Origin of the sequence: Pseudomonas sp. RIT-PI-S (genome assembly GCF_025642975.1) — a bacterium.
Lineage (GTDB): Bacteria > Pseudomonadota > Gammaproteobacteria > Pseudomonadales > Pseudomonadaceae > Aquipseudomonas.
Genome location: NZ_JANZKJ010000011.1, coordinates 115,074 through 135,718 on the forward strand (window position 1 = coordinate 115,074; position 20,645 = coordinate 135,718).

Annotated in this window: 21 protein-coding genes, 1 tRNA gene and 1 pseudogene; 13 read left to right on the forward strand and 10 right to left on the reverse strand. The window is 61.4% G+C overall.

Going from position 1 to position 20,645, the window contains the following annotated elements; all coding sequences use genetic code 11:
- Positions 1-27 precede the first annotated feature (27 nt).
- Positions 28-454: pseudogene (locus OGL93_RS16060) on the reverse strand (HipA domain-containing protein); the annotation flags it as partial.
- 212 nt (positions 455-666) lie between these two features.
- Here OGL93_RS16060 and OGL93_RS16065 point away from each other — a divergent pair.
- Positions 667-822: a hypothetical protein gene (locus OGL93_RS16065; RefSeq protein WP_263263801.1), complete on the forward strand. Its 156-nt coding sequence runs from the start codon at positions 667-669 to the stop codon at positions 820-822.
- 109 nt (positions 823-931) lie between these two features.
- On the opposite strand, the gene OGL93_RS16070 is transcribed toward OGL93_RS16065, so the two are convergent.
- Positions 932-1,019, reverse strand: a tRNA-Ser gene (locus OGL93_RS16070).
- A 179-nt stretch (positions 1,020-1,198) separates the two neighbouring features.
- Between OGL93_RS16070 and OGL93_RS16075 the strand changes: the two genes are divergently transcribed.
- The 6 genes from OGL93_RS16075 (at position 1,199) to OGL93_RS16100 (ending at position 4,330) form a co-directional block, all read left to right on the forward strand.
- The gene (locus OGL93_RS16075; RefSeq protein ID WP_263263802.1) at positions 1,199-1,870 is read left to right on the forward strand and encodes a Bax inhibitor-1/YccA family protein; all 672 of its coding nucleotides are present in this window, start codon (positions 1,199-1,201) and stop codon (positions 1,868-1,870) included.
- 85 nt (positions 1,871-1,955) lie between these two features.
- A complete protein-coding gene (gene tusD / locus OGL93_RS16080; protein WP_263263803.1) occupies positions 1,956-2,348 on the forward strand; it encodes a sulfurtransferase complex subunit TusD in 393 nt (130 codons plus the stop codon).
- Positions 2,349-2,350: 2 nt separating this feature from the next.
- Positions 2,351-2,710, forward strand: coding sequence for a sulfurtransferase complex subunit TusC (tusC, locus tag OGL93_RS16085; protein ID WP_263263804.1), 360 nt, complete (start codon positions 2,351-2,353; stop codon positions 2,708-2,710).
- Positions 2,710-3,000, forward strand: a complete 291-nt coding sequence (gene tusB / locus OGL93_RS16090) for a sulfurtransferase complex subunit TusB (protein WP_263263805.1) — start codon at positions 2,710-2,712, stop codon at positions 2,998-3,000. Before tusC ends, tusB begins: the two co-directional genes overlap by 1 nt.
- Positions 2,991-3,332 (forward strand): TusE/DsrC/DsvC family sulfur relay protein, encoded by a 342-nt coding sequence (locus tag OGL93_RS16095; protein WP_263263806.1) that lies wholly within the window; start codon positions 2,991-2,993, stop codon positions 3,330-3,332. Before tusB ends, OGL93_RS16095 begins: the two co-directional genes overlap by 10 nt.
- Positions 3,329-4,330, forward strand: coding sequence for a glycosyl transferase family protein (locus tag OGL93_RS16100; RefSeq protein ID WP_263263807.1), 1,002 nt, complete (start codon positions 3,329-3,331; stop codon positions 4,328-4,330). The genes OGL93_RS16095 and OGL93_RS16100 overlap by 4 nt, the downstream gene beginning before the upstream one ends.
- Here OGL93_RS16100 and cysG read toward each other — a convergent pair.
- From cysG to OGL93_RS16130, 6 genes are read right to left on the reverse strand one after another with little or no spacing between them, the layout of a single operon-like run.
- A complete protein-coding gene (cysG, locus tag OGL93_RS16105; protein ID WP_263263808.1) occupies positions 4,327-5,712 on the reverse strand; it encodes a siroheme synthase CysG in 1,386 nt (461 codons plus the stop codon). The genes OGL93_RS16100 and cysG overlap by 4 nt on opposite strands.
- Positions 5,713-6,993 carry a serine--tRNA ligase gene (gene serS / locus OGL93_RS16110; protein ID WP_263263809.1) on the reverse strand — a complete coding sequence of 427 codons (1,281 nt, stop codon included), beginning with the start codon at positions 6,991-6,993 and terminating at the stop codon, positions 5,713-5,715.
- A gap of 16 nt (positions 6,994-7,009) precedes the next feature.
- Complete coding sequence (gene crcB, locus OGL93_RS16115; protein WP_263263810.1) at positions 7,010-7,384, reverse strand: fluoride efflux transporter CrcB; 375 nt, start codon at positions 7,382-7,384, stop codon at positions 7,010-7,012.
- The gene (locus OGL93_RS16120) at positions 7,381-8,715 is read right to left on the reverse strand and encodes a replication-associated recombination protein A (protein WP_263263811.1); all 1,335 of its coding nucleotides are present in this window, start codon (positions 8,713-8,715) and stop codon (positions 7,381-7,383) included. Before OGL93_RS16120 ends, crcB begins: the two co-directional genes overlap by 4 nt.
- Positions 8,716-8,727: 12 nt before the next feature.
- Positions 8,728-9,351 carry an outer membrane lipoprotein chaperone LolA gene (lolA, locus tag OGL93_RS16125; protein ID WP_263263812.1) on the reverse strand — a complete coding sequence of 208 codons (624 nt, stop codon included), beginning with the start codon at positions 9,349-9,351 and terminating at the stop codon, positions 8,728-8,730.
- A gap of 50 nt (positions 9,352-9,401) precedes the next feature.
- Positions 9,402-12,038 carry a DNA translocase FtsK gene (locus tag OGL93_RS16130; protein ID WP_263263813.1) on the reverse strand — a complete coding sequence of 879 codons (2,637 nt, stop codon included), beginning with the start codon at positions 12,036-12,038 and terminating at the stop codon, positions 9,402-9,404.
- Positions 12,039-12,450: 412 nt separating this feature from the next.
- On the opposite strand from OGL93_RS16130, the gene aat reads away from it, so the two are divergent.
- The 3 genes from aat (at position 12,451) to infA (ending at position 14,223) form a co-directional block, all read left to right on the forward strand.
- Positions 12,451-13,140, forward strand: a complete 690-nt coding sequence (gene aat / locus OGL93_RS16135; RefSeq protein WP_263263814.1) for a leucyl/phenylalanyl-tRNA--protein transferase — start codon at positions 12,451-12,453, stop codon at positions 13,138-13,140.
- A 57-nt stretch (positions 13,141-13,197) separates the two neighbouring features.
- Positions 13,198-13,905, forward strand: coding sequence for an arginyltransferase (locus tag OGL93_RS16140; RefSeq protein WP_263263815.1), 708 nt, complete (start codon positions 13,198-13,200; stop codon positions 13,903-13,905).
- Positions 13,906-14,004: 99 nt separating this feature from the next.
- On the forward strand, positions 14,005-14,223 hold the full coding sequence (gene infA, locus OGL93_RS16145) for a translation initiation factor IF-1 (RefSeq protein WP_002553999.1): 219 nt from the start codon (positions 14,005-14,007) through the stop codon (positions 14,221-14,223).
- Positions 14,224-14,320: 97 nt separating this feature from the next.
- Here the strand turns inward: infA and clpA are convergent, their stop codons facing one another.
- Together clpA and clpS are read right to left on the reverse strand one after the other, a co-directional pair.
- Positions 14,321-16,591 carry an ATP-dependent Clp protease ATP-binding subunit ClpA gene (clpA, locus tag OGL93_RS16150; RefSeq protein ID WP_263263816.1) on the reverse strand — a complete coding sequence of 757 codons (2,271 nt, stop codon included), beginning with the start codon at positions 16,589-16,591 and terminating at the stop codon, positions 14,321-14,323.
- Between the two features lie 31 nt (positions 16,592-16,622).
- The gene (gene clpS / locus OGL93_RS16155; RefSeq protein WP_263263853.1) at positions 16,623-17,030 is read right to left on the reverse strand and encodes an ATP-dependent Clp protease adapter ClpS; all 408 of its coding nucleotides are present in this window, start codon (positions 17,028-17,030) and stop codon (positions 16,623-16,625) included.
- 223 nt (positions 17,031-17,253) lie between these two features.
- Between clpS and cspD the strand changes: the two genes are divergently transcribed.
- From cspD to OGL93_RS16170, 3 genes are all read left to right on the forward strand, one after another.
- Positions 17,254-17,511: a cold shock domain-containing protein CspD gene (gene cspD / locus OGL93_RS16160; protein ID WP_263263817.1), complete on the forward strand. Its 258-nt coding sequence runs from the start codon at positions 17,254-17,256 to the stop codon at positions 17,509-17,511.
- A 382-nt stretch (positions 17,512-17,893) separates the two neighbouring features.
- Entirely contained in the window at positions 17,894-20,119 is a 2,226-nt protein-coding gene (locus tag OGL93_RS16165; protein WP_263263818.1) for an NADP-dependent isocitrate dehydrogenase, read from the forward strand.
- A 57-nt stretch (positions 20,120-20,176) separates the two neighbouring features.
- Positions 20,177-20,614, forward strand: coding sequence for an NUDIX hydrolase (locus OGL93_RS16170; RefSeq protein ID WP_263263819.1), 438 nt, complete (start codon positions 20,177-20,179; stop codon positions 20,612-20,614).
- The last annotated feature ends 31 nt before the right edge of the window (positions 20,615-20,645 follow it).

A 20,645-nucleotide genomic window follows, 5' to 3' on the forward strand; every position in this document is an offset into this window, starting at 1 on the left:
GATTTCCGAATTGCGAGGCCGGGCATTCTAGCCGAACGTTTTCATGAAGGGCTCAGCGCTTTTCCGGATTGTAGCGACTACACCAAGCGCCCACTCTTACAATTCAAGCGCCCGGCCCAGCACGCGCTCAAGCGCTTGCAATTGTCCGACGGTCCCCTCTTCTGGCCGGGCAATATCACAGGCTTTGGCGAGCTTCAGCATCCCCGTCTGGAGACGAATATCGGCTCGCTACCCAACCGCTCAAGCGCCAATACGTCATTAGGACGGTAGGCGGTGGTGTTGCCATGTCGTAGGCCGGTGCCAATCGCGCGTTGCGTTGGGTCGGGTTTGAATACAGCAGCCCGACGTTTTTCAGGTGAGCGTCGCCATTCCCGTCGCTGCAACTCAAACTGATCATGGCGAATAACTGCGCCAGCGAGGCCGGCAGCGCTTCAGGTGGGCAGAATAGGCGGAGGGTATTGTCGTACCATCAAGCTCGAACAGCAGTACCTCGCTGCCAGGCTCGAGGGTCTGGATTGCGTTGATCAGATTCGCGAGTTCCCGGAAGAGGTGGACGATCTCGAGTAGGAAATGCGGTATCGAGTGGAGGGCTTGGCAGCATGATTATGCTTGGAATTAAGCCCCATCCATAACGAGGAAGCCGGCCGCCCCTAGCTCCGCCGAGCCATGGCCGAGCTCGAACAGAAGAACGGTGCCCTGCAGACGCCGCATCCGAAATCAAAAAATCTAGAGAACACCAGCCTGTTGCTGGGCCATACCAAGAGCGACATCACGAAGAAGGTCTATCGGCGCATGAGCGTCACGGCCAAGCCTCCGAAATAGGTCGAGTTCTGGAACTGTTCCATTTTTATTTTGGAACGCAAGCATTCTGAAGCTCTGAAAGCCCTGGCTCAGAAACGCAAAAACCCCTGATTTCTCAGGGGTTTGAAGATGGCGGAGGCGTAGAGATTCGAACTCTAGGATAGTTGCCCATCGACGGTTTTCAAGACCGTTGCCTTAAACCACTCGGCCACACCTCCTCGCATTGCGGGCGCAATCATACCGGAATGAAACAAGCTGTCAAACACTGCCGCTGGTGTTACCGGCCCGCTTTGGTATGCTGATTTGCAACTATAGATTTCAGGGGCGGATATGGCGCTTGCCCCCAGGTCCAAAGGCCTGTTCAATCGCCTCATCAACGACCTTAAGGAGCTTCGCCATGCGCGAACAGGATTACGCCCTCAGCCACGGCGCGAAAGCAGCCGAGCTGGAAGTCAGCCGGGTGCTTCGCAATACCTACGGCCTGCTGGCCCTTACCCTCGCCTTCAGTGCGCTGATGGCGTTCGTGGCACAGCAAATGAACGTCCGCTACCCCAACGTGTTCGTGGTGCTTATCGGCTTCTACGGGCTGTTCTTCCTCACCAACAAACTGCAGGATTCGGTCTGGGGCATCGTTTCGACCTTCGCCCTCACCGGCTTCATGGGTTATATCCTCGGCCCTATCCTGAATCGTTACCTGGGCATGGCCGGCGGCGCGGAAATCGTCAGCTCTGCATTCGCCATGACCGCCTTGGTCTTCGGCGGGCTGTCTGCCTATGTGCTGATCACCCGCAAGGACATGTCTTTCCTATCGGGCTTCATCACCGCCGGGTTCTTCGTGCTACTAGGCGCAACCATTGCCGGGATGTTCTTCCACATCAGCGGTTTGCAACTGGCTATCAGCGCCGGCTTCGTGCTGTTCTCTTCGGTCTGCATCCTCTTCCAGACCAGCGCGATCATCCAAGGTGGGGAACGCAACTACATCATGGCCACCGTCAGCTTGTATGTCTCCATCTACAACCTGTTCGTGAGCCTGCTTCAGCTGTTCGGCCTCATGGGCCGGGACGACTGAACACCCCGTTACCCCTAGCCCGCTTCGGCGGGCTTTTTTATGTGTGAAGGATTAGAATTCGACTGTCATTGAATTCGGAAGCGCCATGAAGTTCGCCATCGCCGTGTTTTCACCACCGCACGCACCGGCTACACGCCGGGCGTTGCGCTTTACCGAGGCGGCATTGGCGGCGGGCCACGAGATCGTGCGGGTGTTTTTCTACCAGGATGGGGTTCACACTGCCTCGAGCAACGTGGTCGCTCCTCAGGACGAAACCGATATGGCTGCCGCCTGGCAAGCGTTGATCGTCGCCCATAAGTTGGACGGCGTCGTGTGCATCGCTGCAGCACTTCGGCGAGGTACGCTGAATCTCGAGGAAGCTGCCCGCTGGGAGCGACCAGCCGCCACTGTGCTGCCTCCGCTTGAATTGTCCGGCCTGGGCCAGTTGCACGAAGCGGTGCAAGCGGCGGACCGGCTGATGTGCTTCGGGGGCGACTAGGAATGGCCAAATCCGTGTTGATCGTGAGCCGCGCTGCGCCCTGGGCCGGCCTCTCTGCTCGCGAGGCCCTGGATATCGCCTTGGCCGGCGGCGCCTATGAGCTGCCGCTGGCCATGCTTTTCATGGATGATGGTGTTTTTCAGCTGCTCGATCACCAGCAGCCCGAGGCGCTTGAGCAGAAGAACCTGAGCGCTAACCTCCAGGCGTTACCACTTTTCGGGATAGACGCCCTTTTCGCCTGCACAGACAGCCTTGCAGAGCGGGGCCTGGTTTCGGAACATCTGGCGCTGAACGTGTCTCTATTGCCCGCCAATAACCTGGCTGCACTGTTCAACCGCTTCGATGAGGTGATCACGCTCTGATGGCGACCCTGCATGTGGTATCAAGCTCCCCCTTCACTGACAGCCGCCTGAGCAGTTGCCTGCGCACGCTCGGGCCGGACGATGGCCTGTTGTTATGCGGCGAAGCCGTTCAGGGTTTACGTACGGGTAGCCCGGTCGCGCAGCGCCTGCACGAGCTGTCGGCTCAGCTTTACGCGCTAAGCGAGGACTGCCAGGCGCGAGGGCTGCTAGATCCGGCAGTGCGCCGGGTGGATTATCCTGCATTCGTTGAGCTGTCCTTGGCGTATGACCGGGTCAACACATGGCTGTAAGCGCGCTCGAAGCAGACGGCAAGGCGGTGCCGGTGGATAAAGAGGGGTTTTTAGTAGATCTCGCCGACTGGTCGCCCACGGTTGCCGCCGCGCTGGCACAACGTGAGGGCCTGAGCCTAACCCCAGCGCATGAGGAGGTGCTAACAGTTCTTCGGCAATTCTACGCGCAGTTCCAGCTTTCTCCGGCCACCCGGCCGTTGGTGAAATACGTCGCCGCGCAACTGGGGCCCGACAAAGGCAACAGTGCTTACCTCAACCACCTCTTCAAGGGCACTCCCGCCAAGCTGGCTGCCAAGCTGGCTGGGCTGCCCAAACCGGCCAATTGCATATGACGACTATCGAACCGCTGCGCCTTACCACCCCGGCGGAACACCCATTCGCGGAGTTCGTGCGCATTCTTGGCAAAGGTAAGCGCGGCGCTCGCGCGCTCACGCGCGAGGAAGCTTTCCGCGCCATGGGCATGGTGCTCGATGGCGAGGTGGAAGACACGCAGCTCGGCGCCTTCCTGATGCTGTTGCGGCACAAGGAGGAAAGCGCCGAGGAACTGGCGGGGTTCACCGAGGCGGTTCGGGCTCGGGTACGAGCCCCGGCACTGAAGGTAGATCTGGACTGGCCGTCCTATGCTGGGAAAAAGCGCCACTTGCCTTGGTATTTGCTGGCGGTGAAATGCCTTGGCCAGAATGGTTTGCGCATCTTTATGCATGGCGGTGGCGCTCACACCGCCGGCCGCTTATACACCGAACAGCTGCTTGGCGACCTCGGCATTACCTTGTGTCGCGACTGGGCACAGGTAGCCGCCGCCTTGGACGCCCATGGGGTAGCCTTTGCGCCTCTGTCAGATTGGGCTGAGCCTTTGCAGCGGATGATTGATCTACGCAATACCCTTGGCCTGCGCTCGCCGATCCATTCCCTCGCCAGGGTACTTAACCCGCTGGGAGCCCGGTGCGGCCTGCAGAGCATTTTCCATCCCGGCTATCAGCCAGTACACCGGGAAGCCAGCCGTTTACTCGGCGACACTTCCATCGTGATCAAGGGCGATGGCGGCGAACTGGAAGTAAACCCGGACGCCGCTTGTCATCTGTATGGCACCCAAGGCGGCGAGGCATGGGATGAGGAATGGCCTCAAATGTCGGCGCAGCGGCATTTGAAACCCGGTTCGCTGGACCCCGCCCTATTGCAGGCGGTATGGCGCGGCGAAACCGAGGACCGTTACGGTGAGCTGGCGGTGACAGCTACCATGGCGCTGGCACTGCGCGGCCTTGGAACGCCACGGGAGCAAGCGTTCGTCACCGCCAAGGCGTGGTGGGATAAGCGCAACAGCGCCGGTTAAGCGCTGCCTTCGAACCAAGCGAGCTTGTCCCGCAACCGCACAACCTCGCCGACGATGATCAACGTAGGAGCGTGGACCTCGTGCCGCGCGACCAGCTCCGGCAAGTTCGCCAACGTGCCGGTGAATACTCGTTGGTGGGAGGTAGTACCCTGCTGCACCAACGCAGCGGGTGTATCAGGCGCCCTGCCATGGCGAATCATGCCTTCGCAAATGATCGGTAAACCCACCAAGCCCATGTAGAACACCACGGTCTGGGCTGGTGCAACCAAGTCGCTCCAGGGCAGGTCACTGCTGCCGTCTTTCAGGTGCCCAGTAACGAAACGTACGGACTGCGCATAGTCCCGGTGGGTCAGCGGGATGCCGGCGTAGGCCGCGCAGCCGCTGGCCGCGGTGATCCCGGGTACCACCTGGAAAGGAATGCCATGGGCGGCGAGCTCTTCGATTTCCTCGCCACCGCGGCCAAAAATAAAGGGATCGCCGCCCTTAAGGCGGACCACCCGCTTGCCTTGCCGAGCCAGGTCCACCAACTGCCGGTTGATCTGATCCTGTGGCAGGGCGTGATCGGCGCGGCGCTTGCCAACGTAAATGCGTTCGGCATCACGACGGCAGAGTTCCAGGATGGCCGGAGCCACTAACCGGTCGTAGAGCACCACGTCCGCCTGCTGCATCAATCGCAGAGCCTTGAAGGTCAATAGGTCCGGATCCCCAGGCCCTGCGCCTACCAGGTAAACCTCGCCCGGTGCATGGGGCGGCGCGCCCTCCACCCGCTCGGCGAGCATGCTCGCCGCTTCGCTACTACGCCCCGCCAGTTGGCGCTCGGCAATCGGACCCTGAAACACCTCCTCCCAAAACGCCCTGCGTTGGTTGACGTTGGGATAACGTTGCTTCACCCGATCGCGGAAACCCGCCGCCAGTTTGGCTAGCTCTCCGTAAGCCGAAGGTATCCAAGCCTCCAGCCGCGCCCGGATCAAACGGGCCAGCACTGGCGCATCGCCTCCACTGGAAACAGCCACCACCAAAGGTGAGCGGTCGACAATGGCCGGGAAAATAACCGTGCACAGCGCCGGCGCATCGACCACGTTGACCGGCACGCAGCGCTGCTGCGCATCAGCGGACACCCTGGCGTTCAACGGCGTGTCATCGGTGGCGGCAATGGCCAGAACGCAGCCATCGAGGTCTCGGCTCTCGTAGCCGCGCTCGGCAATTTCGCCGCCGCAGCCCTGCGCCAACGCAATCAATTGGCTATCGACCACAGGCGCAACCACCCGCAGCCGGGCCCCAGCGTCGGCTAGCAGGCGAGACTTGCGCAGAGCTATCTCACCGCCGCCGACCACCAGTACGTCCCGCCCAGCCAGGGTATGGAACAGCGGCAGGTACTTCATTCAACCAATGACCTCGAGCCCGCCCATGTAAGGCTTAAGCACTTCAGGGATGCGAATCGAACCGTCAGCCTGCTGGTAGTTCTCGAGCACCGCCACCAGGGTACGGCCCACCGCCAGGCCGGAGCCATTGAGAGTGTGGACGAGCTCCGGCTTGCCGGTTTCCGGGTTACGCCAGCGTGCCTGCATGCGCCGCGCCTGGAAGTCGCCAGTGTTGGAGCACGAAGAAATCTCCCGGTATTTGTCCTGGCTCGGCACCCAGACTTCCAGGTCATAGGTCTTGACTGCACTGAAGCCCATATCACCCGTGCACAGTGCCAGCACCCGATACGGCAGCTCCAGCGCCTGCAATACGCGTTCGGCGTTGGCGGTCAGGCTTTCCAGCGCCTCCATGGACTTCGCAGGCTCCACCACCTGGACCATCTCGACCTTGTCGAACTGGTGCTGGCGAATCATCCCGCGGGTGTCGCGGCCGGAAGCACCCGCCTCGCTGCGGAAGCACGGCGTATGAGCGACCAGCTTGATCGGCAACGCCTTGGCGTCGAGGATCTGGTCGGCCACCAGATTGGTTAGCGATACTTCCGCGGTAGGAATCAGATACAGGTCAGCCTCGCCGTCACGGGCGATCTTGAACAAGTCTTCTTCGAACTTCGGCAGCTGGCCGGTACCCTGCAGCGCCGGGGCCTGCACCAAGTACGGCGTGTAGGCTTCTTCGTAGCCATGCTCGGCCGTATGCAGGTTGATCATGAACTGCGCCAGCGCCCTGTGCAGGCGCGCGATGGGCCCGCGCAACACGGCGAAGCGAGCGCCGGACAGCCGTGCGGCGCTTTCGAAGTCTAGCCAGCCGAAGCGCTCGCCCAGTGCCACGTGGTCCTTGATTTCAAAGTCGAACGAAGCCGGAGTGCCCCAGCGGCGCACTTCCACATTATCGTCTTCGTCCTTGCCCACTGGCACGGACGCGTCCGGAAGGTTGGGTAAGCCAAGCAGAATGCCATCAAGCTGATCCTGGATATCGTCCAGCTCGGTCTTGCCTTGGGCGAGTTCCTGGGCCATGCGCTCGACATCGGCCATCAACGGGGCGATGTCTTCGCCACGTGCCTTGGCCTGGCCAATGGATTTGGAACGACTGTTGCGCTCGGCCTGCAGCTGTTCGGTGCGGGTTTGCACCGCCTTGCGCTGGGCTTCGAGGGCCTCGATACGTGCAACGTCGAGGCTGAAGCCCCGGGTGGCGAGGCGCTCGGCGACTTCTTGCAGTTGGCCGCGTAACAGTTTCGAGTCGAGCATGTGGGTCTCTCGTTGATCAGAATTTAGTCAGATGCAGGCCGGCCCAGGTGGCGAGCAGGCCGCCGAACACGCTCGCCGCTGCATAGCCGATGGCTAGCAACACCTGGTCGCTTTGCAGCAGGCGCAGGGTGTCCAGGGAAAAGGATGAAAAAGTGGTCAAGCCCCCAACGAAGCCGACCACCAGGCCGGCCTTGAGGTACAACGGCGCGTCCGGGCGGGCCAGGAACGTACCGTAAAGATAGCCAATGATCAGGCAGCCGACGATGTTCACCGCCAAGGTGGCGAGGAAGAAATGGCGCGGATAGTGCGCGGTTACCCAGGTGCTGGTGGCGAAGCGCAACAAACCGCCAAGCACGCCGAACAAGGATACGGAAACTACCACCGCAATCACGACTTTCTCCGCTGCAAGGGGCTGGCCCGGTCCAGCTCGGAAAGGTGCCGCAGCTTTTCTCCGATCTTGAGTTCCAGGCCGCGGGGCACGGGCTGGTAATAATGCCGTGGTGCCATACCTTCAGGGAAGTAATCTTCGCCCGCGGCATACGCATCGGGTTCGTCATGGGCATAGCGGTACTGCTCGCCGTAACCAAGCTGCTTCATCAATTTGGTGGGTGCGTTACGCAGGTGCAATGGCACTTCCTGGGAGCCCTGGGCGGCAGCATCCGCCTTCGCGGCCTTGAAGGCGGTATACACCGCATTGCTCTTGGGCGCGCACGCCAGATAAACGATCGCCTGCGCCACCGCCAGCTCCCCTTCCGGGCTGCCGAGACGCTCCTGGACGTCCCAGGCAGACAGGCACAACCCTAGCGCGCGCGGGTCGGCATTGCCGATATCTTCGCTGGCCATTCGCACCACGCGGCGAGCGATGTACAACGGGTCGCAGCCGCCGTCGAGCATGCGCGCATACCAATAAAGCGCGCCGTCCGGGCTGGATCCGCGGACCGACTTGTGCAGTGCGGATATCTGGTCGTAAAAGGCTTCGCCGCCCTTGTCGAAGCGTCGACGGGTATCGCCGAGCAGGCCTTGCAGCAAGGGCTCGCCGATTTCCTCGCCATCCTCTACAAGATCAGCGGCGTTCTCGAGCAGGTTGAGCAAGCGGCGACCATCGCCGTCGGCGGCGGCCAGCAGCATGGCAAATGCCCCCTCGGCCAGCGTGAGCCGCCGATCACCCAGCCCTCGCGTTTCGGTCAAGGCGCGCTGGGCCAGTTGCCGCATGGCCGCTTCGTCGAGGCTCTTGAGCACATACACCCGCGCCCGGGACAACAATGCGTTGTTCAGCTCGAAGGACGGATTTTCCGTGGTCGCCCCCACGAAGATCAGGGTGCCGTCTTCCACATAGGGCAGAAACGCATCCTGCTGGGACTTGTTGAAACGATGGACTTCGTCGACGAACAGCAACGTCCGCCGCCCATACTGTGCCGCCTGCTGGCGGGCGATCTCGACCGCCTGGCGAATCTCCTTCACCCCCGCGAGCACCGCCGAAACGGTCTCGAAATGAGCATCGGAAACCTTGGCCAGCAACTGGGCGAGGGTGGTCTTGCCAACCCCTGGCGGGCCCCAAAAGATCATCGAGTGCAGGGCGCCCTGCTCCAGCGCCTCGCGCAATGGCTTGCCGCGGCCAAGCAAGTGCTCCTGGCCGACATACTCGTCCAGCGTGCTGGCCCGCAACCTGGCCGCCAACGGCTGGGCGGGCGGGGGCGAGCTGAACAGGTCCGCGCGGGCCACGAGGGGCAGGCCCTATTCTTGGATCACGTCGGCACCCTTTGGGATGTCGAACTTGAACTTGCTGGCAGAGACCGGTTCGTTGGCTTTGATGCCCATGAACAGGATATTGGTACGCTGGCCAACGCTGTCGATCAACTGCATGTCGTTGATCAGCCCGCGGCGGAACGACAGGCGTAGGGAGTCGAACAGCGTGTCCTTGGTTTTGGGCTTGAGCACGAAGTCCACCACGTCGCCCGCTTCCTTGGAGGTAATGTCGAAACTCTGGCTGATTTTCGATACATCGCCGGACAGCAACAGCGCTGGGGTCTGGGTCAGGCGCTGGTCCAGCGTCTTGATCGTGACCTGTTCGAGGTCAGGGTCCCATAGCGAGACCTTCTTACCGTCGGACACCATCAGTTGCTCTTGCGGGGCATCGGTATGCCAGTTGAACAGGCCCGGGCGCTGCAGAGCCATTTCACCACTGGTTTCCTGAAGTTGTGTACCGCTGCCGTCGAGGGTCAACTGCGAAAAGCGCCCGGTAAGTGTTTGGGACTTCTCAAGCAGTTGCGTCAGCGACTTAACCGCTTGCTCGTCCGCGGCAGCCGAAACGCTGGCCACAGCCAGGGCAGACACTAACAACATGCGAATCAGGCGCATGGTAATCCTCTTGTCAGATGGGCGAACCGGCGCCCGCTGGCGCCGGCAACTCAATCGCGTAGTGGGCCGGGAGCGATGACGTCGCGACTACCGTTACTGTTCATGGGGGTAACCACGCCAGCCATTTCCATGGCTTCGATCATCCGCGCAGCACGGTTGTAGCCGATCTTCAACTTGCGCTGAACCGAGGAGATGGAGGCCCTGCGGCTTTCAAGCACAAAGGCCACCGCTTCGTCATACAGCGCGTCGCTCTCGCTGTCATCGCCATCGCCGCCGCCAGCGCCCTCGAAGCTGCCGCCGCCCCCCTCTTCGATGCCATTGAGAATGTCATCGTTGTAGTCGGGCGTGCCGCGCATTTTCCAGGCTTCCACCACACGGTGCACTTCATCGTCGGACACGAAAGCCCCATGCACACGGATGGGCAGGCTGGTGCCCGGAGGCATGTAGAGCATGTCGCCATGGCCAAGCAATTGCTCCGCCCCGCCTTGATCGATGATCGTCCGAGAGTCGATCTTGCTCGACACCTGGAACGCCATCCGGGTGGGAATGTTCGCCTTGATCAAACCCGTGATAACGTCCACTGAAGGGCGCTGGGTGGCGAGAATAAGGTGAATACCGGCCGCCCGCGCCTTTTGTGCGATACGCGCGATAAGCTCTTCGACCTTCTTGCCGACGATCATCATCATGTCGGCAAACTCATCGACCACCACCACGATCGTGGGCAGCGTCTTGAGCAGGGGCGCCTCGTCTTCCATGCTTTCGCGGCGGTACAGCGGATCGCCAAGCGGCGTGCCCGCCTCTTCGGCATCCTTCACCTTGCGGTTGAAACCGCCCAGGTTCCGTACCCCCATCGCCGCCATCAGCTTATAGCGCCGCTCCATCTCGGCAACGCTCCAGCGCAACGCATTGGCTGCGTCTTTCATGTCCGTGACCACCGGGCACAACAGGTGCGGGATGCCTTCGTAGATCGAGAGCTCGAGCATCTTCGGGTCGATCATGATCAGGCGCGCGTCTTGCGGCGTGGACTTGAACAGGATCGACAGGATCATCGCGTTCACACCCACCGACTTACCGGAACCCGTAGTACCGGCCACCAGCAGGTGAGGCATTTTTGCCAGGTCCGTGATGACTGGCTTACCGCCGATGTCATGCCCGAGGGCAAGCGTCACTGGGGATTGGGCATCATCGTATTGAGGGGTGGATAGCACTTCGGAGAAGCGCACGATCTGCCGATCCTCGTTGGGAATCTCGATGCCCACGGTGGTCTTGCCAGGGATGACCTCAACCACGCGCACGCTGGTCACCGCCAGGGAACGGGCAAGGTCCTTGGCCAGGTTGGAGATGCGGCTGACCTTTACCCCTGCGGCAGGCTGGATTTCATAGCGGGTGATCACCGGCCCAGGATGGATCGAATCCACCGTTACCTCGACACCGAACTCCTTGAGCTTGATTTCAAGCAGCTGGCCCACGCCCGCGAGGGACTCGGGTGAGTACTGAACCTGCTTTTTCTGTACAGGGTCGAGAATCGACAGCGGAGGAATGGTGCCTTCGAGGGCGGCATCCACCATGGGCGGTTCGGGTTTTTCCGGGAACATGCGGCGCACCGGCTCTACCTTCGCTGCCGGTGGAGGCACTGCCGGCGGCTGAGCCGAGGGCGCGATGATGGGCGGCAGCACGGGGGCGCTGACTTGGGCGACCCGTTCTGCCACAAGACGTGGAGCGTCCAGCACAGGTGCTCGCCCATCGGCGGTGAAGCTCTCCAGTTCGTCCTCGTCGTCCCAGGGCATGCGAAGCGCCACCTCAGGCACCCGCGCCCGGGCCGGAGCGCCGGCAGCCGCCATGGCGACCACGGGGGCACTGGCGGGTGCCGCAGGTGCTTCTGCACGCGGCTCGAATACAGGCTCCTGCCGCACCGCCACAGGTGGCTGCGGCTTGGCTTCCATCCGTGGTTCGGCACGCGGCTCACGACGGGCAGGTGGCGCCTCGGCCGCATAGACGGCCTCCTCGCCGCGCAGGCTGGCCACCAGGCGACGCTGCTCACTGCGCGCGGCCCACCAGCGGCTGGCCATGCCAGTGACCAGCTCGAACAGGTCCAGCGTAATCTTGCCCGTGGTGTCCATCACGCTGAACCAGGAAAGGTCGGTGAACACCGTAAGGCCAAACAGGAACAACGCAATGAATAACAGCGTGCTGCCCTGGACGTTCAGCGCATTGCGTGCCAGGTCTCCAAGGCTTTCGCCCAAGGCGCCGCCGGCCGACGCCGGCAAACTGGCCGCGGAATGGAAATGCAGGTGCGCCAGGGCGGCGCCAGACAGCACCAGGAAGACGAGGCCGATCAAGCGCCAGGAGAACAGCCAACCGCTCCATTGCCAGGCCTGGTGCCGCTCGCGAAAGATCTGCCAGGCTTTGACGCCCAGCAGCAAGGGGAAGACATAGGCGAAGTACCCCAGCACCATGAAGAGGATATCCGCGGCGTAGGCACCGGCGCGGCCCGCGGCATTCTGGACCTGGCCGACGCTGGTACCGGTGTGGCTCCAGCCGGGGTCGCCCTGGTCGTAGCTGAGCAGCGCCATCCAGAGGTACAGGCACAGGGCGGCCACGGCAATCAGCGCGCCCTCTTTGAGGCGGTAGTGGAACTGCTGCCGCCAGAGCGGGACGGGGACGGGTTTAGCGGTGGACTTCTTCAAAACGCGTTCTTTCCTGCGCGGTGCGCGCGATCAGGGATAAAGGACTGTATCGCGGCCGGTTCCGTTCATGGCCCGGCATTGTACGGATTTACAGTACCTATGTCATAGGGTAGCGGCAAGCCACCCCTGGCCGGGCGACATCAACGGCCCAGAGGCCTCGGCAATGCAAAAGCCAATGAAATGGCTTTGATTTCACCATGCTTTGTCATGGCTGACAAAGGGTTAAGCGAATATTTTACGTTACTGCTCGAACCTTCATGGACTCACCCGGCACGTTCGGGTTCCCCAAGCCCCGGTGCCGTCGCCCAAGAGGCTCAGGGCCGGACTCGGCGGATGGCCAGCCCTCGACGTCAGCCACCGCTGGCGCAATACTGCCCTCCCCTTCCGCCTGATTCGATACTGCGGCCCTACCATGCTCACCTGGCTCACCCGTGACGACCTTAGCTTTCCCGCACTGAACCGTGCCCTGCGCGATCCCAATGGCTTGCTGGCCGCTGGCGGTGACCTCAGCCCGGAACGATTGATCGCGGCATACCGCCACGGTTGCTTCCCTTGGTATGAAGACGGTCAGCCGGTGCTGTGGTGGTCACCCGACCCACGGATGGTATTGCCGCCGGCCGAGCTCAAGGTGTCGCGCAGCCTGCGCAAGGTGATGCGCCAGGGGCGTTTCAGCGTCACCTTCGACCGGGCCTTTCCCTCGGTAATCCGCGCGTGCGCCGAGCCGCGCGCCTACGCTCGTGGTACCTGGATCACCCCAGCGATCGAACAAGCCTATATCGAGCTGCACCGCCAGGGCATCGCCCATAGCGTGGAAACCTGGCAAGGCGACTCGCTGGTTGGCGGCCTGTATGGCATCGCCATGGGCCGATTGTTTTTCGGGGAGTCCATGTTCAGCCGGGCGACCGACGCCTCCAAGGTGGCCTTCGCCACCCTGACGCAGCATCTGGAGCAATCTGGCTTCGTGCTGATCGACTGCCAGATGCACACAGCTCATCTGGAAAGCTTGGGCGCAAGGGAAATCAGCCGCACAGAATTCGCCCGCTACCTTGAACAACACCTGGACGCTCCAAACAATACCAACTGGGCCGACCTAGCCAGGTAGGCGTGTTGTGCCACGCTGGCATACACTCAAACCAGTGAGTTCGATCGAGGGTTGATCATGACCGAGTTGGCGCGCTTGAAGTTTTATGCCACTCAGCCCCACGCCTGCAGTTATCTGCCGGATGAGCAGGCCACTACGTTGTTCCTGGACCCCAGCCAACCGATGGACACCGGCGTGTACGCGGACCTTTCCGAGCTTGGCTTCCGGCGCAGCGGCGACCATCTCTACCGCCCACACTGCCAGCGCTGCAATGCCTGTGTGCCTGCGCGCATTCCTGCTGCGCGGTTTCTTCCCAGCCGCCAGCACAAGCGGATCCTCAAGCGCAACGCCGACATCTTGGTCACCGCCGCTCGCCCCCGCTACACCGAGGAATACTTTGATCTCTACAAGCGGTATATCGACCAGCGGCATTCCGATGGCGACATGTACCCGCCGAGCCGGGAGCAGTTCGCGACGTTCCTGGTACGCGACCTTCCGTTCTCGAAGTTCTATGAATTCCGCAGCGGCACCCGCCTTCTCGCGGTCGCCGTGACAGACCTCCTGCCCAATGGGCTGTCGGCGGTCTATACCTTTTACGAGCCCGACGAGGAGCGGCGGAGCCTGGGCCGGTTCGCTATCCTCTGGCAGATCAGCGAGGCCCTGCGGCTGGACCTGGGGGCGGTGTATCTCGGGTACTGGATCAAGAACTGCAAGAAGATGAATTACAAGACCCAGTATCGCCCGATCGAACTTTTGATTAATCAGCGGTGGGTCGTACTGAACTGAAGCCCTTGGCGCGTGGTCCTTTTTTCGGGCACAATATGCGCCGCTTTTGCCTGGCGCAGTTGCACCGGGCCACATACTGGATACCGAGGGCTTTACTGCATGTCGAAAGAAGACAGCTTCGAAATGGAAGGCACTGTCGTCGACACCCTGCCCAACACCATGTTCCGCGTGGAGTTGGAAAACGGGCACGTCGTTACCGCGCATATTTCCGGAAAGATGCGCAAGAACTACATCCGAATCCTGACCGGCGACAAGGTCCGCGTCGAGCTGACCCCTTACGATTTGAGCAAGGGTCGCATTACCTACCGCGCTCGCTGATAGCTCGAAAACGAAAAAGCCCGGCAATGAAAGCCGGGCTTTTCGTTGTGGCCGGTGCATTTTCGCTACGGCGAGGATTACCCCCGCCGCAGCAAGATCAGGCCATTTCAGCTGTGGTTTCGAAGTCGAAGGTGAGCTCGCCATCCTTGATATCGATATGCACCACCCCGCCATGGTCGGACAACTCTCCGAACAGGATCTCCTCAGCCAGGGGCCGCTTGATTTTATCCTGAATAAGCCGAGCCATCGGCCGAGCACCCATCTGCGCGTCATAGCCACTCGCCGCAAGCCAGCTGCGCGCGGCATCCGTGACTTCCAGCAACACCCGCTTATCTTCCAATTGGGCCTGCAGCTCGGTAAGGAACTTGTCGACCACACTCTTGATGACTTCGTGGTTGAGGCGGCCGAATTGGATGATGGTATCCAGGCGGTTGCGGAACTCCGGCGTGAAGCTCTTCTTGATCACTTCCATGGCATCGGAAGAGTGATCCTGCTGAGTGAAGCCGATGGATGCCCGAGCAGCGGTTTCGGCGCCGGCGTTAGTAGTCATGATCACGATGACGTTGCGGAAATCCGCCTTGCGCCCGTTGTTGTCGGTGAGCGTCCCGTGGTCCATCACCTGCAGCAGCAAGTTGAAGACTTCCGGGTGCGCCTTCTCGATTTCATCGAGCAACAGTACGCAGTGAGGCTGCTTGGTAATCGCTTCGGTCAGCAACCCACCTTGATCGAACCCGACATAACCTGGCGGCGCCCCGATCAACCGGGAGACGGTATGACGCTCCATGTATTCGGACATATCGAAGCGAACCAGCTCGATCCCCAGCGCCTTGGCCAATTGTCGCGCGGCTTCAGTCTTGCCCACGCCGGTTGGCCCGGCGAACAGGAACGAACCCACGGGCTTGTCAGGCGCCTTGAGGCCGGCCCGCGACAACTTGATTGCCGTAGAGAGGGAATCGATTGCTGCATCCTGGCCGAACACGGTCAGTTTCAGGTCCCGCTCCAGGTTACGGAGCAGTTCCTTGTCCGAGCTGCTGACATGCTTTGGAGGAATCCGAGCGATCTTGGCAATGATGTCCTCGACCTGAGCGACCTCGATACGCTTGACCCGCGCCTCGACTGGTTGCAGGCGCTGGTAGGCGCCGGCCTCGTCGATCACATCGATAGCTTTGTCGGGCATGTGGCGGTCATTGATATAGCGCGAGGCAAGCTCAGCGGCGGCACGCAAGGCTTCGTCACTGTATTCGATACTGTGGTGCTGCTCGAAGCGGTTCTTAAGCCCACGCAGGATTCCGATGGTGTCTTCCACCGAAGGCTCGGTCACGTCGACCTTTTGGAAGCGCCGAGCCAGGGCGCGATCTTTTTCGAAGATGCCGCGGAATTCCTGGAAGGTCGTGGAACCGATGCAACGAATCTCACCCGAGGACAGCAAAGGCTTGAGCAGGTTGGATGCATCCATCACGCCCCCGGACGCCGCCCCAGCACCGATGATGGTGTGGATCTCGTCGATGAAGAGGATCGCCTGCGGCCGTTTGCGCAGCTCGCCGAGCAGGGCCTTGAAGCGCTTCTCGAAATCGCCGCGGTACTTGGTACCGGCAAGCAGCGCACCCAGGTCAAGGGAGTAGACCACGCTGCTGGCGAGCAGGTCGGGCACCTGGCTATCGACGATCCGCTTGGCCAGGCCTTCGGCGATGGCGGTCTTGCCCACCCCCGCCTCGCCCACCAGGAGCGGGTTGTTCTTACGGCGCCGGGCGAGAATCTGGGCAACACGTTCGACTTCGTTTTCACGGCCCACGAGCGGATCGATACGCCCCTGCCGTGCCAATTCATTCAGGTTGCTTGCGTAGGCGTCCAGGGGATTACCAGATGAAGAAGACTCACCGCCTTCGTCGTCCTGCATATCCTGCTCCCCGTCGGAGTGTTCACCATGCCCTGGCACCTTGGAGATGCCATGGGCGATGTAGTTGACCACGTCGATCCGCGCAACGCTCTGCTGCTTGAGCAGGAAAACCGCCTGGCTTTCTTGCTCACTGAAGATGGCCACCAGAACGTTGGCCCCGGTCACCTCACGCTTGCCCGAACTTTGCACGTGGAACACGGCGCGCTGCAATACACGCTGGAAACCCAGGGTAGGCTGGGTTTCGCGATCCTCGTCATGGACTGGAATAAGTGGAGTGGTGGAGTCGATGAACTCCTGGAGGTCGTGCTTGAGTTTATCGAGGTTGGCTCCGCACGCCCGTAAAACGGTGGCGGCTGCTTCATTATCCAAAAGGGCCAGCAAGAGGTGCTCGACGGTCATAAACTCATGACGCTTTGACCGAGCCTCCTTGAAGGCCAGATTGAGGGTGACTTCGAGCTCGCGGTTTAACATAGCTTCACCTCATAACCCAAGTGGCCGGATTTCAACCGTCCTTCTCGATTTCACAGAGTAGCGGATGCTGGCTTTCCCTGGCGTATTGATTCACCTGCATGGCCTTCGTTTCCGCGATGTCCCTGGTGTACAGCCCGCAGACCGCACGCCCTTCCGTATGTACAGCCAGCATCACCTTGGTCGCGAGTTCGCGGTTCAGGTTGAAAAACAGCTCCAGCACTTCCACCACGAAATCCATCGGGGTGTAGTCATCATTGAACAGCACCACCTTGTACATCGGTGGGGCCTGCAGTGCCGGCTTCGATTCCTGCACCGCCACCCCGGCGGCATCATCTTCCAGAGGGATGGGGCTGTCTGGACCGAGCCGTTCTCGACCGGCCCTCTCCAGGCCGGCCCGTTCCTGCTTGAAGGTTAGACGAATATGGTTGGTTGCATGCATTTCGGAAGTGATCATCGTTGAGCGATTGAAGGTTGTGGTGAGACGTGTGTCCAGATTGATACTCGGCCGCCGCATGACCTTGACTATCGGCAAAACGGTGTTACAAACAGTAGAACCCACATTGGGGAAGAAAGGTCCGCACAGTCAAATAAAATTTTCGGCCGGTGCGCGAACGAGGTGGATGATACTCCAGAGATGGGGTCCTTTGCAGAGGGATATGAGCATGCTAAGCGGTAAAGTCAAGTGGTTCAACAATGCTAAGGGCTACGGGTTCATCATCGAGGATGGCAAAGATGAAGATCTTTTTGCCCATTTCTCGGCTATCAAAATGGAAGGTTATAAAACGCTCAAGGCTGGGCAACCCGTGCATTTCGAAATTATTCAAGGCCCCAAAGGCATGCACGCCGTGGGCATTTCGCCGGTGACCGAGACGGCCACCGTTTCTACTTCTACGCACGCGTCCTCCACTGTCCACGCCTGACGGACGACTCCTTGATACCCAGCCGTCCCTTCCAGGGCGGTTGGTCGCGCGCGGCCCATGGGCCGCTCTGCCCGCCCCCCTACTAAAGCAGCAGCCCAACCTGGTTTTCTAACACGCCACATTAGGTGCGCAGCGCCACGGGTTTGATATACTCCGCCGGGTGACCACTGAGTCATAGCGGCGAACCTCCACGCAAGGGGCGCCACCGGTAACCGTGAACCCGTTCGGGCCAGCACCTCGGCCCGGCCGTTTGACGCTCGACTGATGCACCCAACATCACCGCAACGCCTCTCGACTTTCGATGCACGCCGCAGTGCCGAAAGCGCCTACCCTGCGCAACGAGATGCTTAGCATGCTCAGCAAAACAGAGAGTTAACCCGACATGCCCACCCGATCCAAGATCATCTACACCTTCACTGACGAAGCCCCTGCCCTCGCCACCTATTCCCTCCTGCCCATCATCGAGGCGTTCACCAAGACCGCCGACGTCACCGTTGAAACCCGCGACATCTCCCTGGCCGGCCGCATCCTCGCCGCCTTCCCGGAGCGCCTGGGCAACGATACCGCGTCCGATGACCTGGCCGAGCTGGGCGAGCTGGCGACCACGCCCGAGGCCAATATCATCAAGCTGCCGAACATCAGCGCCTCGGTGCCGCAGCTGAAGGCCGCGATCAAGGAACTGCAACTCAAGGGCAAGAACGTTCCGGACTACCCTGACGTCGCCGACAGCGACGAAGCCAGGGACATTCGCTCGCGCTACGACAAGATCAAGGGCAGCGCCGTGAACCCGGTGCTGCGCGAAGGCAACTCCGACCGCCGCGCGCCGTTGTCGGTCAAGAACTATGCCCGCAAGCACCCGCACAAGATGGGCGCCTGGGCCAGCGATTCCAAGGCCCACGTGGCGCACATGGACAACGGCGACTTCTACGGCAGCGAGAAAGCGGCAGTCATCGCCGCCGATGGCAGCGTGCGTATCGAGCTGGCCGGCGCGGACGGCAGCACCACCGTTCTCAAGGAAAAAACCAAGGTCAAGGCGGGTGAGATCATCGACAGCGCGGTGATGAGCCGCAAGGCCCTGCGCGCATTCGTCGCGGCCCAGATCGAAGATGCCAAGGCCCAGGGCGTATTGTTCTCGGTGCACCTGAAGGCCACCATGATGAAGGTCTCGGACCCGATCATGTTCGGCCAGTTCGTCGAGGAGTACTACCAAGACGCCCTCGCCAAGCACGCCAGCACCCTGGCCGAAGTTGGCTTCAACAGTAACAACGGCATCGGCGACCTCTACGCGCGGATCAAGACCCTGCCTGCGGAGAAGCAGGCAGAGATCGAGGCCGACGTGCAAGCCGTCTATGCGGCGCGCGGCGCCGTGGCCATGGTCAACTCCGACAAGGGCATCACCAACCTGCACGTACCGAGCGACGTGATCGTCGATGCCTCGATGCCGGCCATGATCCGCGACTCGGGCAAGATGTGGGACGCCAATGGCCAGCTGCAGGATGCCAAGGCCGTTATCCCGGATCGCTGCTACGCCACCATCTACCAGGCGGTCATCGAAGACTGCAAGCGCAACGGCGCCTTCGACCCGACCACCATGGGCAGTGTCCCGAACGTTGGCCTGATGGCGCAGAAAGCCGAAGAGTACGGCTCTCACGACAAGACTTTCCAGGTCAAGGCGGACGGCGTGGTCCGTGTGCTGGGCGAAGACGGCAAGGTGCTGATGGAGCAGCCGGTGGAAGCCGGTGATATCTTCCGCATGTGCCAGACCAAGGACGCGCCTATCCGCGACTGGGTCAAGCTGGCCGTCAACCGTGCCCGCGCCAGCAGCACTCCGGCAATCTTCTGGCTCGACGCCGCACGCGCGCACGATGCCGCCCTGATCGAGAAAGTACAGCGCTACTTGAAAGATCACGATACCAGTGGCCTGGACATTCAGATCCTGGCGCCGGTCGAGGCCATGAAGCTGTCCCTGGCACGCATTCGCGAAGGCAAGGACACCATCTCCGTCACCGGCAACGTGCTGCGCGACTACCTGACCGACTTGTTCCCCATCATGGAACTGGGCACCAGCGCCAAGATGCTGTCCATCGTTCCGCTGATGAACGGCGGCGGCCTGTTCGAGACGGGCGCGGGCGGCTCTGCACCCAAGCACGTGCAGCAGTTCAACGAAGAAGGCTTCCTGCGCTGGGATTCGCTCGGCGAATTCCTCGCCCTGGCAGCCTCGCTGGAGCACTTGGCGACGACCTACGGCAACAACAAGGCGCAAGTACTGGCGGACACGCTGGACCAGGCGACTGGCAAGTTCCTGGACACCAACAAGTCGCCATCGCGCAAAGTCGGCGGCATCGACAACCGTGGCAGCCATTACTACCTGGCCACCTACTGGGCCGAAGCGTTGGCCGCACAGAGCGCCGACGCCGACCTGCAGGCTCGCTTCAAGCCGCTGGCCGAGAAGCTGGCGAGCAACGAGGCAACCATCGTTGCCGAGTTGAACGGCGCCCAGGGCAAACCCGTGGACATCGGCGGTTACTACTTCGCCACGCCGGAGCTGGCCAGCAAGGCCATGCGCCCCAGCAAGACCCTCAACGATGCCATCGCGTCGCTGAACTAAGCCCCACCAGAAACCCCGGCCCCGGCCGGGGTTTTTCATTCTGCACTGGACCCCCACATGACCTGGCACCCGCACATTACCGTCGCCACCGTGATCGAAGACGATGGCCGATTCCTTTTCGTGGAAGAACACCAGGACGGCCACCTGGTGCTTAACCAGCCGGCCGGGCACCTCGAGCGCGGCGAAACCCTGCGCGAAGCGGCGTTGCGAGAAACCCGGGAAGAAACCGCTTGGGACGTCGAACTCACCGCCGTGGTAGGCATTTACCTGTACGTTGCCCCTTCCAACGGCGTGACCTATCAGCGCGTCTGCTTCGCCGCGCGCCCCTTGCGCCGCAAGGATCACCCCTTGGACCGGGACATCACCGCCACCCATTGGCTGACCCGTGACGAACTGGCCGCCGAACCCCAGCGCTGGCGCAGTGAGCTGGTGATGCGTTGCCTCGACGATTACCTCACCGGGCCACTTCATAGCCTGGACGTAGTACGTGACTAAGCAGTTTTCCCCAGCCCGCCACCGGCCTGTT

What these genes read in the sequence shown, in the direction of transcription:
- aat (WP_263263814.1), top strand. Translation starts at nt 12,451, where the DNA reads ATGCTCACCTGGCTCACCCGTGACGACCTTAGCTTTCCCGCACTGAAC.
- OGL93_RS16165 (WP_263263818.1), top strand. Translation starts at nt 17,894, where the DNA reads ATGCCCACCCGATCCAAGATCATCTACACCTTCACTGACGAAGCCCCT.
- cspD (WP_263263817.1), top strand. Translation starts at nt 17,254, where the DNA reads ATGCTAAGCGGTAAAGTCAAGTGGTTCAACAATGCTAAGGGCTACGGG.
- OGL93_RS16065 (WP_263263801.1), top strand. Translation starts at nt 667, where the DNA reads ATGGCCGAGCTCGAACAGAAGAACGGTGCCCTGCAGACGCCGCATCCG.
- lolA (WP_263263812.1), bottom strand. Translation starts at nt 9,351, where the DNA reads ATGCGCCTGATTCGCATGTTGTTAGTGTCTGCCCTGGCTGTGGCCAGC.
- tusB (WP_263263805.1), top strand. Translation starts at nt 2,710, where the DNA reads ATGGCGACCCTGCATGTGGTATCAAGCTCCCCCTTCACTGACAGCCGC.
- tusC (WP_263263804.1), top strand. Translation starts at nt 2,351, where the DNA reads ATGGCCAAATCCGTGTTGATCGTGAGCCGCGCTGCGCCCTGGGCCGGC.
- OGL93_RS16140 (WP_263263815.1), top strand. Translation starts at nt 13,198, where the DNA reads ATGACCGAGTTGGCGCGCTTGAAGTTTTATGCCACTCAGCCCCACGCC.
- clpS (WP_263263853.1), bottom strand. Translation starts at nt 17,030, where the DNA reads ATGCATGCAACCAACCATATTCGTCTAACCTTCAAGCAGGAACGGGCC.
- serS (WP_263263809.1), bottom strand. Translation starts at nt 6,993, where the DNA reads ATGCTCGACTCGAAACTGTTACGCGGCCAACTGCAAGAAGTCGCCGAG.
- OGL93_RS16075 (WP_263263802.1), top strand. Translation starts at nt 1,199, where the DNA reads ATGCGCGAACAGGATTACGCCCTCAGCCACGGCGCGAAAGCAGCCGAG.
- cysG (WP_263263808.1), bottom strand. Translation starts at nt 5,712, where the DNA reads ATGAAGTACCTGCCGCTGTTCCATACCCTGGCTGGGCGGGACGTACTG.
- OGL93_RS16100 (WP_263263807.1), top strand. Translation starts at nt 3,329, where the DNA reads ATGACGACTATCGAACCGCTGCGCCTTACCACCCCGGCGGAACACCCA.
- OGL93_RS16095 (WP_263263806.1), top strand. Translation starts at nt 2,991, where the DNA reads ATGGCTGTAAGCGCGCTCGAAGCAGACGGCAAGGCGGTGCCGGTGGAT.
- tusD (WP_263263803.1), top strand. Translation starts at nt 1,956, where the DNA reads ATGAAGTTCGCCATCGCCGTGTTTTCACCACCGCACGCACCGGCTACA.
- clpA (WP_263263816.1), bottom strand. Translation starts at nt 16,591, where the DNA reads ATGTTAAACCGCGAGCTCGAAGTCACCCTCAATCTGGCCTTCAAGGAG.
- infA (WP_002553999.1), top strand. Translation starts at nt 14,005, where the DNA reads ATGTCGAAAGAAGACAGCTTCGAAATGGAAGGCACTGTCGTCGACACC.
- OGL93_RS16170 (WP_263263819.1), top strand. Translation starts at nt 20,177, where the DNA reads ATGACCTGGCACCCGCACATTACCGTCGCCACCGTGATCGAAGACGAT.